General features: G+C 39.3%; 14 protein-coding genes. 5 read left to right on the top strand and 9 right to left on the bottom strand.

Features of this window, described 5'->3' with window-relative positions:
* Positions 1 to 214: 214 nt before the first annotated feature.
* A complete protein-coding gene (locus tag EDD74_RS01265) occupies positions 215 to 1,510 on the bottom strand; it encodes a M18 family aminopeptidase (RefSeq protein ID WP_116441774.1) in 1,296 nt (431 codons plus the stop codon).
* Positions 1,511 to 1,746: 236 nt separating this feature from the next.
* Here EDD74_RS01265 and EDD74_RS01270 point away from each other — a divergent pair, with 236 nt between their 5' ends.
* The 3 genes from EDD74_RS01270 (at position 1,747) to htpG (ending at position 5,948) form a co-directional block, all read left to right on the top strand.
* The gene (locus EDD74_RS01270) at positions 1,747 to 3,075 is read left to right on the top strand and encodes an MATE family efflux transporter (protein WP_008976383.1); all 1,329 of its coding nucleotides are present in this window, start codon (positions 1,747 to 1,749) and stop codon (positions 3,073 to 3,075) included.
* A 66-nt stretch (positions 3,076 to 3,141) separates the two neighbouring features.
* Positions 3,142 to 3,642 carry a DUF5721 family protein gene (locus tag EDD74_RS01275; protein ID WP_008976384.1) on the top strand — a complete coding sequence of 167 codons (501 nt, stop codon included), beginning with the start codon at positions 3,142 to 3,144 and terminating at the stop codon, positions 3,640 to 3,642.
* 215 nt (positions 3,643 to 3,857) lie between these two features.
* Positions 3,858 to 5,948: a molecular chaperone HtpG gene (gene htpG, locus EDD74_RS01280; RefSeq protein ID WP_116441773.1), complete on the top strand. Its 2,091-nt coding sequence runs from the start codon at positions 3,858 to 3,860 to the stop codon at positions 5,946 to 5,948.
* Positions 5,949 to 6,040: 92 nt separating this feature from the next.
* On the opposite strand, the gene EDD74_RS01285 is transcribed toward htpG, so the two are convergent.
* From EDD74_RS01285 to EDD74_RS01300, 4 genes are read right to left on the bottom strand one after another with little or no spacing between them, the layout of a single operon-like run.
* Positions 6,041 to 7,135 (bottom strand): uroporphyrinogen decarboxylase family protein, encoded by a 1,095-nt coding sequence (locus EDD74_RS01285; RefSeq protein WP_116441772.1) that lies wholly within the window; start codon positions 7,133 to 7,135, stop codon positions 6,041 to 6,043.
* Between the two features lie 12 nt (positions 7,136 to 7,147).
* Positions 7,148 to 7,807, bottom strand: a complete 660-nt coding sequence (locus tag EDD74_RS01290; RefSeq protein ID WP_008976387.1) for a methionine ABC transporter permease — start codon at positions 7,805 to 7,807, stop codon at positions 7,148 to 7,150.
* Positions 7,797 to 8,762, bottom strand: a complete 966-nt coding sequence (locus EDD74_RS01295) for a methionine ABC transporter ATP-binding protein (RefSeq protein WP_116441771.1) — start codon at positions 8,760 to 8,762, stop codon at positions 7,797 to 7,799. The genes EDD74_RS01290 and EDD74_RS01295 overlap by 11 nt, the downstream gene beginning before the upstream one ends.
* An 18-nt stretch (positions 8,763 to 8,780) precedes the next feature.
* On the bottom strand, positions 8,781 to 9,602 hold the full coding sequence (locus EDD74_RS01300; protein WP_008976389.1) for a MetQ/NlpA family ABC transporter substrate-binding protein: 822 nt from the start codon (positions 9,600 to 9,602) through the stop codon (positions 8,781 to 8,783).
* Between the two features lie 363 nt (positions 9,603 to 9,965).
* Here EDD74_RS01300 and EDD74_RS01305 point away from each other — a divergent pair, with 363 nt between their 5' ends.
* Together EDD74_RS01305 and EDD74_RS01310 are read left to right on the top strand one after the other, a co-directional pair.
* A complete protein-coding gene (locus EDD74_RS01305) occupies positions 9,966 to 10,286 on the top strand; it encodes a helix-turn-helix domain-containing protein (protein WP_008976390.1) in 321 nt (106 codons plus the stop codon).
* An 80-nt stretch (positions 10,287 to 10,366) separates the two neighbouring features.
* Entirely contained in the window at positions 10,367 to 10,867 is a 501-nt protein-coding gene (locus tag EDD74_RS01310; RefSeq protein ID WP_116441770.1) for a GNAT family N-acetyltransferase, read from the top strand.
* Between the two features lie 125 nt (positions 10,868 to 10,992).
* Here the strand turns inward: EDD74_RS01310 and EDD74_RS01315 are convergent, their stop codons facing one another.
* From EDD74_RS01315 to EDD74_RS01330, 4 genes are all read right to left on the bottom strand, one after another.
* Positions 10,993 to 11,823 carry a MetQ/NlpA family ABC transporter substrate-binding protein gene (locus EDD74_RS01315; protein WP_116441769.1) on the bottom strand — a complete coding sequence of 277 codons (831 nt, stop codon included), beginning with the start codon at positions 11,821 to 11,823 and terminating at the stop codon, positions 10,993 to 10,995.
* Between the two features lie 4 nt (positions 11,824 to 11,827).
* Entirely contained in the window at positions 11,828 to 12,493 is a 666-nt protein-coding gene (locus EDD74_RS01320) for a methionine ABC transporter permease (protein WP_008976393.1), read from the bottom strand.
* The gene (locus tag EDD74_RS01325) at positions 12,471 to 13,493 is read right to left on the bottom strand and encodes a methionine ABC transporter ATP-binding protein (RefSeq protein ID WP_008976394.1); all 1,023 of its coding nucleotides are present in this window, start codon (positions 13,491 to 13,493) and stop codon (positions 12,471 to 12,473) included. Before EDD74_RS01325 ends, EDD74_RS01320 begins: the two co-directional genes overlap by 23 nt.
* A 180-nt stretch (positions 13,494 to 13,673) precedes the next feature.
* A complete protein-coding gene (locus tag EDD74_RS01330; protein WP_116441768.1) occupies positions 13,674 to 14,744 on the bottom strand; it encodes a hypothetical protein in 1,071 nt (356 codons plus the stop codon).
* Positions 14,745 to 14,767 lie beyond the last annotated feature (23 nt).

Below are 14,767 nucleotides of genomic sequence, written 5' to 3' on the forward strand. Positions count from 1 at the left end.
ATCTTCTAGCGCTATTCCGTTTTAGACATACAAAATGTGCCCGAAAACGCTCATGCACGACTCTGCAAAATCCATCTCCAGACACACTCTGTCAAAATCTGTCTACTACTCTTTGTCCTCCGAACACACGCTCTAGAATAGTATTATAAATTTATAATATTACAAATGTCTGTTCTTTCTATTACAATTATGTAACATTCTTTCATGTGTTTTTTTACAGTGAAAAATAGGCTGTCATAAATTTTACAAGGCTCTCCTGATCTTCTCTCCCCATAAACTCTCTGCTGGAGTGCATTGCAAACATCGGAATTCCCATATCCACTGTACGCACCGGAAGAATTGCAGAAACGATAGAACCTAATGTTCCTCCTGCACTTCCGTCAGAACGATTGACAAATTTCTGATAAGCAATTCCTTCTTTTTCACAGATCTGCTGCACGATTGCGATCGCCTCAGAATCTGTCGCATATCCCTGAGAACATGCCTCCTTGATACAAAATCCTTCATTTAATTTTGCTTTATTTGTCGGATCGTTCTTTGCTGCATAGCTTGGATGTATCGCATGACTCACATCTGCTGAAATCAAAAGACTATCCATAATCGCATTAGAAAACGCCGTCTCAGAATATCCAAGAGCTGCATAGATTTTCTTTAAAATTGTCACAATCAGCGTAGACTGTGCTCCCTGCTTACTTCTGCTTCCAATTTCTTCATGATCATAGACGATCGCACAGTTGATTCCTTTCGTTCTGTCTGCATCGATGATCGCAGTTGCAAGTGCCTGTACAGAAGTCAGATTATCTAACCTCGGCGCAGAAATAAACTCTTCTTTCGCCCCTGTCAGACAGCCTTCTTCAAAATTATAAACATTCAGTTCATATTCCAGGATATCTTCTGCTTTCACGCCCATCTCCTCTGCGAGCAGATTTGCAAAATATCCTTCTTTTTTCTCACCTTCTGCAAGTTTTCCAAGAAGCGGAATCATCTGTGTCTGACGGTTCAGTTCTACCCCCTGATTCATCTCCTTCTGTAAATGAATGGCAATGTTCGGAATTGTAAGCAACGGACGCTTAAAATCAACCAAACGGACTTCCGGATGGAAAACATCCTCTGAGCGCAATACCACTCTTCCCGCGATAGAGAGAGGACGGTCCAGCCAGCTTGCTAAGTTCACTCCACCATATACCTCTGTGTTCAGCTGCACATATCCCTCTGTCACGATCTCTGGATTTGGTTTGATACGAAATCCTGGAAAATCTCCATGACATGCAGCCAGACGGAACCCATCTTCACCTTCAAATTCTTCCCCGATCGTAAATGCAAAGATCGTAGAATCATGATGAACCATAAAATACTTTCCGCCTCGCTTCAGATCCCAGTTTTCTCTTAAAGCCACTTCCTCAAATCCAGCTTCCTCAAGCTGTTTCTTTGTCTCCAACACCGTATGGAACTGCGATGTTGCACTTTTTGTCAATTTCAGTAATTTATCCACATATTTGTTCTGTTCCATGTCTGTTTTCCTCCTTTTTCTGCACAGATGATCCTCTGTATGTGCATCTTTCTGACGCGGATCATCTATGACTCTTCCGACATCCATACGGATGTCTTTCGCAATACTTTAATCATACTGGCAATTTCTTTAAAAGTCAAATCTCTGGTAGCTTTTTTCTTCAATTATGTTATACTGTTAGTGATGCCGGACACTGCTTTGTTTCCGGCAAAATTTTACAAAGGAGACACCTGCACATGAACCTAAACAATTTTACGACAGAGCCTATTTCCAAGCTCTTTTTCCGTTACCTTGTTCCATCGATCTGCGGTACAATGGTAACGTCTATTTATGTGTTGGCAGACACTATTATTATCGGCAAAGGAATCGGAACCGACGCGATGGCAGCATTAAATATTGCACTCCCCGTCTACAATCTTTTCTTTGGCACCGGTCTCCTGTTCGGTGTTGGCGGATCTGTCATGATGTCCATCTGCCGCGGGCACGGGGAACATTCAAAAGGAAATGCCTATTTTTCTCTTTCCTTTCTGTTAAATGTTCTTGCCTGCATCATCTATATGATCATCTGCAACACTTTTACAAAAGAGATTGCCCTCTTTCTCGGAGCAACCGATGTCACACTGCCTTATGTGATGGACTATCTTCCTTATATTACATGGAGTCTTCCGGTCTTTGCTTTTTCTTCGTTTCTGCAAACCTTTATCCGAAACGATGGAGCGCCAAAACTTGCAATGACCGCTGTTGTTTCCGGAGGAATTTTTAATGTCATCTTTGACTATATTCTTGTATATCCATGCCAGATGGGAATGGCAGGAGCTGCGATTGCCACTGTGTGCGGCTCTATTCTGACCGTGTTGATCTTGCTGATCCATTTTTTCGGAAAACACAATCACTTACATTTCTGTTTTTCAGAAATCCGAAGTTCTTTCGGTTCCGATATTTTCAAAAGTGGATTTGCCAGCTTTCTGATCGACCTGTCTTCAGGAATCGTAATTTTTTTCTTCAACCAACAGCTGCTGCGCTATCAGGGAGATCTCGGTGTCAGTGTCTATGGTATTATTTCCAACACTGCAATTGTTGTGACCTGCCTCTCAAACGGAATCTGTCAGGCAGCACAGCCGATCATCTCTACAAATTTCGGCGCAGGATTCCAGGAACGGATCGATCATGTCCGTAAATTAGGACTGCGTACAGCACTGTTCATCTGTGCTATACCAACACTGCTTGGTCTTACTGTCCCGAATCTGTTTACTTACATTTTCCTGAATCCAGATTCACAAGTACTTGCTCTGGCGCCGGCTGCTGTTCGCCTTTACTTTATCGGATTTTTGATCACTGGAGTGAACATGTTTCTCATCGGTTACTTCCAGTCAACGATAAGACCGGTTTATGCTCTCACACTCTGCCTGATGCGTGGATGTGTCTTAAGTATTATTTTTGTGAAAATTCTACCGATTTTTTTAGGTCTGAACGGAATCTGGATTTCTGTCCCGCTTGCCGAACTATTCACATTACTTACTGGAATCCTGTTGTTGAAAAAATCGATGGCTAAGAAAACAACTTAATACCCTCTGCTTTTTGATGCAGATACTACCCAAAACACAAATTTACTCAGGAGGTGATTTTATTTTATGATCGCACTACATATGCTGGAAGTCCGGGATTGCATGAGCAAACTGCTCCTCTCGGACATCTTCGATGCCTTCCTTTTTATAGAAGGAGACATTACAACCTTTAATACATTCCACCTCGATGGATACTTGAAAAAAGATTTTTTTGATACCGAAGAAGCCCTCTCCCGCTTCTCTTCCCGTGAGTACTCCCTGTGGAAAGAAGTGCGTACACTCTGTTACACTATCATCAAAGGGAAAAAGACACCGCTCGGATTTAAATTTGTTTTCTGCCTTTCGGGCGAAAATACTTCTCGTCTTCTTGTACAGGAAGGACTTTCATTTTCTCCAGAAGATGTCCGCGGACTTTACCTGAACTTATCCTTTGACGGCAGTACACTCCACTGTGTAACCGGAACTTCCATGAATACGTTTATGATGGACAAATCACTCGAACATGCCTGGGATACGATGGTACAGCGATTTTTCAAACAAAAACAAATGCCATTTGAAGTGCTGTAACACAGCAGTCAAAAAACTGTACCTGCTTCCCAGATCTATTTTCGTCATTTTATAAAAACTTTATCTTTTTTATATTTTTATTAGCACTCTTCTTTAAAGAGTGCTAATTTTCTATTGACATTTCAATTTGCCAGTATTAATATGTAGTTATCGCGGGAATTTCCCGGAATCGAACATAGATATCAAATGAAAATCATAAAAAAGGAGTGTTATACATGGCAGCAAAACATGGTAATCTTTCTATTCACAGTGAGAACATTTTTCCAATTATAAAGAAATGGATGTATTCCGATCACGATATTTTCTTTCGTGAGCTGATTTCCAACGGATGTGATGCGATCACAAAACTAAAAAAACTGGAAGTCATGGGCGAATATACTTTCCCGGATGACTATAAAGCCACTATTCAGGTAATTGTAAATCCAGAAGAAAAAACCTTAAAATTCATCGACAACGGTATTGGTATGACTGCTGATGAAGTCGAAGAATATATCACACAGATTGCATTCTCCGGCGCAACAGAATTTTTAGAAAAGTACAAAGATAAGACAAATGAAGATCAGATTATCGGGCATTTCGGTCTTGGATTCTACTCTGCTTTTATGGTAGCAGACGAAGTACACATCGACACACTTTCCTATAAGGAAGGGGCTACACCAGTACACTGGACATGCGATGGTGGAACCGAATACGATCTGACAGATGGCAATAAAACAACAGTCGGCACAGAGATTACACTGTTCTTAAACGAAGACAGCCTTGCATTTGCAAATGAATACCGTGCCCGTGAAGTTATCGAAAAATACTGCTCTTTCATGCCGGTAGAGATTTTCTTATCCAACGCAAATGCAGAGCAGGAATATGAGACTATTTTAGAAGAAGAATTAAAAGAAGACGATGTCATCGTAGAACGGATCCACGAAGAAGCCAAAATGGAAGAAAAAGAAAATGAAAACGGCGAGAAAGAAATGGTAGAAGTTTCCCCTGCTGTTGACAAAGTAAAGATCAACAAACGTCCGGTTTCTTTAAGTGATACAACTCCGCTTTGGACCAAACATCCAAATGATTGTACAAAAGAAGACTACATCGAATTCTACCGTAAAGTATTCATGGATTACAAGGAACCTTTATTCTGGATCCACTTAAATATGGATTATCCATTTAACTTAAAAGGTATCCTCTACTTCCCGAAGATCAACACAGAGTACGAATCCATTGAGGGTACGATCAAATTATATAACAACCAGGTATTTATCGCAGACAACATCAAAGAAGTCATTCCAGAATTCTTAATGCTGTTAAAAGGTGTGATCGACTGTCCGGATCTTCCTCTGAATGTGTCAAGAAGCGCACTGCAAAATGACGGATTTGTACACAAGATTTCTGATTATATTTCAAAGAAAGTCGCAGATAAATTAAGCGGAATGTGTAAGACAGACAAAGAATCCTACATCAAGTACTGGGATGATATCAGTCCATTTATTAAATTCGGCTGCTTAAAAGACGAGAAATTCTGCGATAAGATGAGCGATTACATTCTTTTCAAAAACATTGACCATGACTACCTCACTTTAAAAGAATGTATTGAGAAAAACAGCCCTGCAAAAGAAGTGACAGAGGAAACAACTTCCACAGAAACCGCAGAGGAAAATACTTCTAATCACTCTGACAACGATGCAGATGCAAAAGAACCTGAGAAAGTGACTATCTACTATGTAACTGATGAGCAACAGCAGAGCCAGTACATCAATATGTTCAAGGAAGAAGGTCTTGATGCGGTACTCCTGACTCACAATATTGACTCTCCATTCATTACACAGTTAGAACAGCGTAATGAAAATGTCCAGTTCCAGCGTATCGATGCAGATTTGACTGACCATTTCAAAGAAGAGGTTGCCAAAGAAGAGGAAGAAACCTTTAAGTCAAACACTGAAACACTGACAGACATCTTCCGCAAGGCACTGAATAACGAAAAACTGGAAGTCAAAGTGGAAAAACTGAAAAATGAAAATGTCGCTTCTATGGTGACACTTTCTGAACAGTCTCGTCGTATGCAGGAAATGATGAAAATGTACAACATGTACGGTATGGATGCTGGCATGTTCGGCACAGATGTGACCCTCGTGTTAAACGCAAACCATCCACTGGTACAATATGTCTTAAATAATAAAGACGGAGAACATGTAAATCTGTTCTGCCAGCAGTTATTTGATCTTGCAATGCTGAGCAACAAGCCGTTAAATCCAGAAGAGATGACAGCATTCATCAACAGAAGCAATGAAATTATGATGTTGCTTACAAAATAGAAAGCAAGTCCAAATACCATAAAAAATAGCGCCGCTCATAGAGTGAGGCGCTATTTTTTATAGTGCTCGTTGCCCAGATAAGTTAATTCCCTTTAAGGTATCTTTCTACATCCCTTCCCTTTCACTGCATCTTTCCCATATTTTCTTGCTGCATAAATATATGCTAAAAGATTTTCTTTTGGGGTTCCTAAAGGAATTTGACAGCCAGCACTCAACAAGTATCCTTTAGGGCTATTCGCAGCCTTTTCAATACATTCTTTCACACTTTGTATTACCGAAAATATATCTCCATTTTTCAATACATCTACCGGAGGAACATTTCCTGATATTGCCATTTCTCCACCTAAATGTAATTTCAATTCGAAAAGATCCTCACAATTATCCACACTAAAAGCTGAAAAACCAATTTCTTTTAAATCATCCCATACTTTTCTACTTTTTCCACAAATATGAATCGAAGGACTCTTTCCCATATAACTTTTTGCCCATACCACCAATTCTTTTAAATACGGTTTAGAAAAATTTTCAAAATGCTTTTTTCCTATCAAATTCATAGAGGAAGCTGGATCTGCAATGCTGCATACACATCCAAATTCATCGTATACAACCTTCATCCAAGCCTTTATGCACTCTAAACTAAACTGTAACAAATGATGCATCTCTTCAGGCTGTTTTTTTAAGTCTCTTAAAAACATTCCTGCCTCTCTTAAAGATAACGCACATGTCATAGGACCACAAACACCACTTTTTAAAATATCATAATCTCCAAATTGCTTTTGTAGCTGCTCCATCATTTTGAGCATTATAGGCATTTTCCCATCAGTATAAGGGTTGATAACCTGCATGTTCTCTAGCATTTTATAATCTGAAATTAACGGCTCTTCAATTAAATACATATTATTTTTCGGATATTTCATGCTAGCTCCTAATGCCTCGGCAATTCCCTTTAAACGTGGTCCTATACTCATGCATCCAATTCCAAAATCATCCACCATCTTTTTTTCCAGGGCAATCACCGTTTCTATATCCGTATATGTCTTTCGAATATCCACCCCATACAATTCGGCCGCCGCTTCTGTACCAATCAAAGAATATGGAATATGGTCTACTTCTTTCCCTATTCCATATAGAACACTCCGTTCTCTTGGAGTCAGCATTTCCTTTGGTATCTCTTTTATCTGCTCCATAAATTTTCTCCACTATTTCAAATAATCACATAACTTATTTCCTACAAACTGAATGAATTGTACAAGTATAATTAAGATGATAACCGTCCCATACATGATAGAATCATTAAAATTCTGATATCCATACATCAATGCAACCGAGCCTAATCCTCCTGCTCCCACAGCACCCGCCATCGCTGAAAACCCAAGAATAGAAATCATAGCCAACGTAAGATTTTGTGCTAAAAGCGGAAAGGATTCTTTTATAACTACCCAGAATATAATTTGAATATTGGAAGCTCCACAAGCTTTTGCCGCCTCTATTACCTCTTCATCCACACTTTCAAAACTTGTTTCAAATAGTCTTGCCATGAATGGTGCCGATGCGATTGTAAGAGGCACTAAAGCCGCATTTTTACCGATACTTGTTCCAACCAAAAATCGTGTAAATGGAATAATCGAGACCATCAAAATAACAAATGGGAATGACCTGATTACATTGACAATCGTATTTATCACAGTAAATACCCCTACATTAGGATGTAGACCTGACTTCCTTGTCACATATAAAAGTATGGCAATCATGAATCCGAATATTGCCGAAAATATTGTCGCAATTGTAACCATATACAGTGTTGTCTTTACTGCTGGATAGATAATTTGTTCCACCAATTCAACAAAACTATGCCCCATTTTCCTGTACCTCAAACAAAACTTTCTTCTTTTTCAAGTATCGCATAAACTCATCACTGTCCTTGGTTTCAATTTTTAATGTGCCCAAGAACGCAGAACCATCTTTAAAATTTCTGATTCCTCCATCACATATTTCATATGCAATTTTCATCTCACTAGATAGTTCGTAAAAAAACTTCCTATAATTCGATTTGTTTTCTATTAATATTCTGATAAACACCCCTGGCTCAAAAGTAAGTTTTCTTCCAAGCAACTCTCTTAATGGTTCTGAATTTTCCAAAAACAGCTGTTTTACTTCTCCCTTCAATATAATTTTTCCAGCTTGTAAAAGAGCCATCCTGTCACATATTTGTTCTACTACTTCCATTTGATGAGTGACAATAATGATCGTGACTCCCATTTTCTGATTAATCTCTTTTAATAAATTCAAAATGGAAGTAGCTGTTTTCGGATCCAAAGCAGACGTAGCCTCATCGCAGAGCAAAATTTCAGGCTCTGTCACCATTGCCCTTGCAATGGCAACACGCTGTTTTTGCCCACCAGATAACTGTCTCGGTCTACTTTCTATTTTGTCTTCTAGTCCTACTAACCGAACCATTTTTCTTACCTGCTCATCCGTTTCCACCGAATTCTTTTTCCATACTTTCATAGGAAAAGCCACATTTTCATACACATTACACCGTTCCAGTAATGAAAAGTTTTGAAAAATCATCCCAATATTTTTTCTAAAATTTCTTAATTGCGCTTTTCCTAATTTCTGTATTTCAATCCCCTGTACTTTAAGACTTCCTCCATCATAAGGTACCAACCCATTGATACATCTTAAAAGTGTCGATTTTCCGGCACCACTCAAGCCAACCAACCCAAAAATTTCACCTTTTTTAATCTCCAGGTCAATATTTTCCAATACTTGAAGTTTACCGTATTTCTTTTCTAATCCCGAAACTTCTATCATATTCTCTTGTCCATTCGTTTAGTCAAAATATACATAACTTCCTTGATAGTATTCATCGATTTTCTTTTTTGTATCTTCTGTTCGAAATGCTTTCAAAAACGGCTCAACCCACTCTGCATTCTCATCTTCCTCTCTGACAACAAGACCTATTGCAAATTTAGAATTATCTTTTTCAATGGCAATATATGATGTAGGATCCTTTTCTGCGAGAAACATAGATGTTCCCTGATTAAAGCACCCATCCAAATCCGTAAGTCCTTGATTCAATCCACCAGTATCTAACGGAACCAACTCAAGATTTCTTGGATTTTCTTTAATATCCAACAACGTGTACATTCCATTATTAGAAGGTTCCCCCAAAGTAAATAATCCTGCCTCTTCTCCTAATACCAACGCCCTATGCTGATTACTTGCATCCTGGAAAATACCTATCTTAGCATTTTCAGGAATTTCTTCCACAGAATTCCATTTTTCTGAATATAATGCAGTAAACCCACCAAATAACGGTTCTACAAATTTTAATTTTGTTCCATTATCGTTATTAAAGGAATCTAAAAATGGCTTATGTTGATAAAGATTTCCATCCAAAGACCCTTCATCTAATGCCACATTTGGCTGCTTAATGTCATCAAATGCTACTACTTCTAATTTGTATCCTTCCTTTTCTAAACTGTCTTCCATAGCATGAACAACTTCTATCACATTTGGTGATGCCCCAATCTTTAAAGTTGTTACTTCTTTTTTCTCCTCTTTCTTTTCTTCCTTCCCACTGCATCCTGTCAAACCTATACTGAAGATACATACAGTAGCAAGCAAAATGCTCATCATTCTTTTTTTCATTCTTTTTTCCTCCTCAAAATTCGATAGTATATATCCTTTTTAAGTATAGGGAATTATATTATATATTTCAACACTTTTATATAATTCAGTTATATTTTTCGACATTTTCTATAATTGTATGCTTTTATAGTTTTTTTCTATTATCTTGTTCCATCTACCTTCTCATAAAATAGAATTCAATTCCTCACTTCATTCTATTTCCATACTTTAATTCTTTATTTTTCAACTTTCTATAGATTATAATTCTAAAGACAGGTATTTTGCATGGAACTCCAGTATAGAGAAAATCTGGAAATCATTTTCAGTCAGATGTGGTTTTCTACTAAACGATAACATACATTTTTACGAAGGAGATTTAGAGCTATGGATCATTTCACATTATTTTACAAACGACTGACACAACTACGAAACAAACAGGGAATCTCGGCAAGGGACATGAGCCTGTCACTCGGGCAGAGCGAAAGTTATATCAATAAAATCGAAAACGGAAAAGCTCTTCCTTCCATGAGTGCTTTCTTTTATATCTGTGATTTTCTGAAAATTCATCCGAGAGATTTTTTCGATGAATCTGATAAAAATCCTGCAACTTCTCAGGAACTTACACAAAAATTCATGAACCTGACAAGCAAACAGCAAGAACATCTTCTCTTTCTGATCGATGATCTTTTGACAAAAGATGAATAAATTCACAAATGTGCGATGCATCTTTTGTCATTTCATGTTATAATCGCTATATGTGATATGGATAAAGGAGAATATTTTCAATGGATGATTTAAGAATTTTACCGGTAACAAATGAAGAACTTATTTTAAATGTGGCAACAATGGCGGAAGAAATCTGGCATGAATATTTTCCAGCTCTGATCAGCGAAGAGCAGATTGATTATATGCTTGAGAAATTTCTTTCTTTTGACTCTATTTTTGAGCAGATCCAAAATGGATATGAATATTTTCTGCTGATTCACGACTATACATTCGCAGGTTTTGCTGGGGTACATGAAGAAAATGGAAGTCTTTTCCTCAGCAAACTTTACATTCACAAAGATTTTCGTGGAAATGGCATCAGTTCTAAAGTTATGAAAAATTTGATAGAACTTTGTAAAGTCCGTTCCCTTGATAAAATCTGGCTGACCTGTAACCGTGGCAATGAGTCTGCTCTCGCCATCTATAAACACTTTGGATTCATTCAGACACGAGAACAAGTCAGCGAGATCGGCGGCGGGTTTGTAATGGATGATTATATCCTAGAATATCCTGTTAAATAGCAGGATTCATTAACAGAAAAGCTGCCTGCAACTATGGAACGTTTCCCATGCTGCAGGCAGCTTTTTAATATTTCGAGAACAGTCCTACTATTTGCCGGAAACACTGTCCTCTCTTGTATTCACTATTATTTCATCGGTACCACGGCACCTTCATAAGTGTCTGTGATAAATTTTCCAATCTCTTCACTCTGAAGTACTTCCACAAGTGCTTTGATCTTCTCACTATCTTTGTTTTCCTTTTTCACTGCAATAATGTTCGCATAAGTCTGAGCAGCCTCAGAATCTGCCTCTTCTTTTGCAATTGCATCTGTCTGCACATTAAATCCTGCATCCAGCGCATAATTTCCATTTAATACGACAAAATCCAGCTCCTCTACCACTCTCGCGATCTGTGCGGCATCCAGCTCTACAATCTCAATGTTATGAGGATTTTCTTCCACATCTTTCTTAGTTGCATTCAATCCCGCATCTTCCTTCAATGTGATGATTCCATTTTCTTCCAGAAGCAGAAGCGCTCTCGCCTCGTTTGTCGCATCATTTGGAACAGCAATCTTTGCTCCGTCCTTTATATTCTCAAGGTCTTTGGATGCTCCTGGATAAATCCCCAGCGGCTCATAATGAATCTTTGCAGCACTTACCAGATCCGATCCCTTCTCTTCATTAAAATTATCCAAATACGGCTGGTGCTGGAAATAATTTGCATCAAACTCTCCCTCATCCACAACAACATTCTGCTGCGGATAATCATCAAACTCCTTGATTTCCAGTGTATATCCTTTCTCTTTTAAAAGATCCTTTGCCGCCTCTAAAATTTCAGCATGTGGTGTCGGGGAAGCCGCCACCGTGATTGTCTTATCATCTGCCTTGTTTTCTTTTCCTCCACATGCAGTCAATCCAACTGCAAGCACAGCAGCTGCTCCTGCTGCCAATATTCTCTTTGCATTTCTATTCTTCATGTCTTTATCCTCTCACTCTCTTATCTGTCCGTTTGGAAATCTGCATTCCGACTTCCTGTAAAATCTGCACGATCAATACAAGTACAATGACTGTGATCAACATGATGTCTGTCTGATATCGATGGTATCCGTATCGAATCGCAATATCACCCAGTCCACCTCCAGCAACAACTCCTGCCATTGCAGAATACCCGAGGATCGTTGAAAGTGCGATTGTACATCCTACGATCAATGATGTCTTCGCCTCCGGGATCAATACTTTCACAATGATTTTAAGCGGGGAAGCTCCCATACTTAATGCAGCCTCCACAACACCGTGTTCTACTTCCAACAAAGAAGATTCGATCATACGCGCAATAAATGGTGCCGCTGCAATAACGAGCGGGACAATTGTAGCGGTAGATCCATAACTTTTTCCGACGATCAGTTTTGTCAGAGGGGTCACTGCGATCAACAAGATCAAAAATGGAATAGATCTTAAAATATTTACAAAAATATCCAAAATCCGATTCACCGCCGGCATTGGTTTTAAGCCATCCTTTCTTGTCACGATCAGAGCAATTCCCATCGGAAATCCAATCACATATGCAAGTGCCGTTGATACCAGTGTCATATAGAGTGTATCAACCGAACCTTCCGCGAGCATTTTAATGAGTTCCTGTGTTTCCATGTGCGGTGACCTCCTCTACAATAATATTTCTCTCTTCCAGATAATGAATTGCCTGCTGCGCTTTCACATCCTCATCTGGCATCTGTAAGATCATCTGACCATATGCTTTCCCATCGATATTCTTCATATCCGCCCCCATAATATTGACGCGGACTCTGCAATTCAAGATCATATCCGCAATGGCAGGTTCAAACGAAGAATTTCCGTCAAATACAACACGGACATATCTCTTTCCGCCTACCTCAAGCTGATTTGCCTCTTCCTTATATACAAGTTGCTTTGCAATCTCTGTCTGTGGCTTGGAAAATACATCTGTCGCACTTCCTGTCTCCACAAGTTTTCCCGCATCAACGATTGCAACCTGGTTACAGATTTCTTCTACAACCGCCATCTCATGGGTAATGATCACAATTGTAATCTTAAATTTCTGGTTGATCTCCTTTAACAGTGCAAGGATTGCCTTTGTTGTCGTCGGATCGAGTGCACTTGTTGCTTCATCGCAGAGTAAGATCTTTGGATTTGTCGCAAGCGCGCGGGCAATCGCCACTCTCTGCTTCTGTCCTCCTGACAGCTGTGATGGATAAGACTTCGCCTTATCGCTTAATCCTACAATCTCTAACAGCTCTTCTGCACGCTTTCTTGCATCTGCTTTTTTCACTCCTGCAATTTCCAGCGGAAAACAAATATTATCCAGCACATTGCGCTGCATCAGAAGATTAAAATTCTGAAAAATCATCCCGATTTCCTGCCTCTGTCTCCGCAGTTCCTTCTGATTCATTTTCCCAAGATCGCGTCCTGCAATCCGTACTTCTCCCTCTGTCGGTACTTCCAGATAATTGATACACCGGACAAGCGTACTTTTTCCCGCACCACTCAGACCGATAATGCCAAAAATATCTCCTTCCTGGATTGCGAGATTAATCTGATTCAGCGCCTGAAACGGACCATTTTTTGTATAGAATGTCTTGCTGACATTTTTAAATTCTACAATCGGATTCATCCTGCTCCTCCTCATAAAAAATAAATAATGATGCTGCAAATGCCTGCATATCAGCATCTTCCTGTATGTTTTACAAACATACGTCTTATTTTATTGGCTGGAAAGATATTTGTCAAGCAATGTCTGAGTTTATCCCAGAGTTTCCCTTCTTTTCCCTATCTGCAAGTTTCTGTTCTATTTCTATTCTTCTGTATCAATATATTCATAAGCTGATGCATAATCTTCTGACACGATCACTTCACTTGGAACAAGACGTACGCCCACTCCTTTGGAATAGATGACCGTATCCTCCGGAAGTACAATATTGCAGCAATGAAGTCCTCCAACCTCACTCAGTCTGTCTTCTACAAACACAACTTCCGTATAGGCATCATACTCTTTTCTCGCCTCCTCGGTAACTGTGCCGGGAACCAGCCACGCAAACGTCCCATATTCGCTCTCTTTGGTCCCTTCATAATACAAATTATAAACTCCCGCTTCAAAGTCTTTTCCTGCCCTCAGCTTCTCCCCTGCTTTCAGATGCACTTGTTCGGTCAGTGGATTTTTGATTCCGGTCATTTCCTCTATCTGTGCATTTTCTGATGAAAAGCGAAGCCGTACTCCAGAAGATAGGATCTTTACTGTCGCTCCCGCAAATAACCTCACATCCTCACACTCTGTAATAAAATCTGTTCCCGCTTCATACTCTTCTGAAAAAAACTCGTAGACATAGATGTTATGTTCCATGTCCAATACCTGCATTCCGCCATACCCTTCCATCAATTCTATGGTATATTTTCCTTCCGGAATATGCACTCCGACAACATACTCCCCTTGTACCAGCTGATTTTCATAAAATGCGCCCTTTTCTTTCAGTACTGCATCGGTCTGTGCAGATGGATCAGACTCATCTTTCACTTGATAATTTCTTTCCATAAAAAATTTCTGAATTTCTCCTACAAGCGAGGAGACTATATTGATCAGAAATAAAAAAAGAATGATCCCCGCAAATATCTTTGGACCTTTTTTCCCGGAAGTTTTCTTTTCTGCCTGGACAATCGTAGAAGATTTTGCCTTTTGTAACTCTGTTTTCTTCCCAGTCTTTTCTTTTGGAATTTGAACCTTTCCTCTCTCGTTCGTTTCGTTCCCCCAATGCGGTGTCCCATTTCGGGTCTGATATCTACTGTCTGACTTTCTGTTATCCAGTCCACATTCCTGACAAATTCCATTAACCAGCTTCCCACCACAAAGCGTACATCTTTTTCTTCTCATCCGTTCCCTCCTCTTCATCCGCT

Source organism: Faecalimonas umbilicata, from assembly GCF_004346095.1.
GTDB lineage: Bacteria > Bacillota > Clostridia > Lachnospirales > Lachnospiraceae > Faecalimonas > Faecalimonas umbilicata.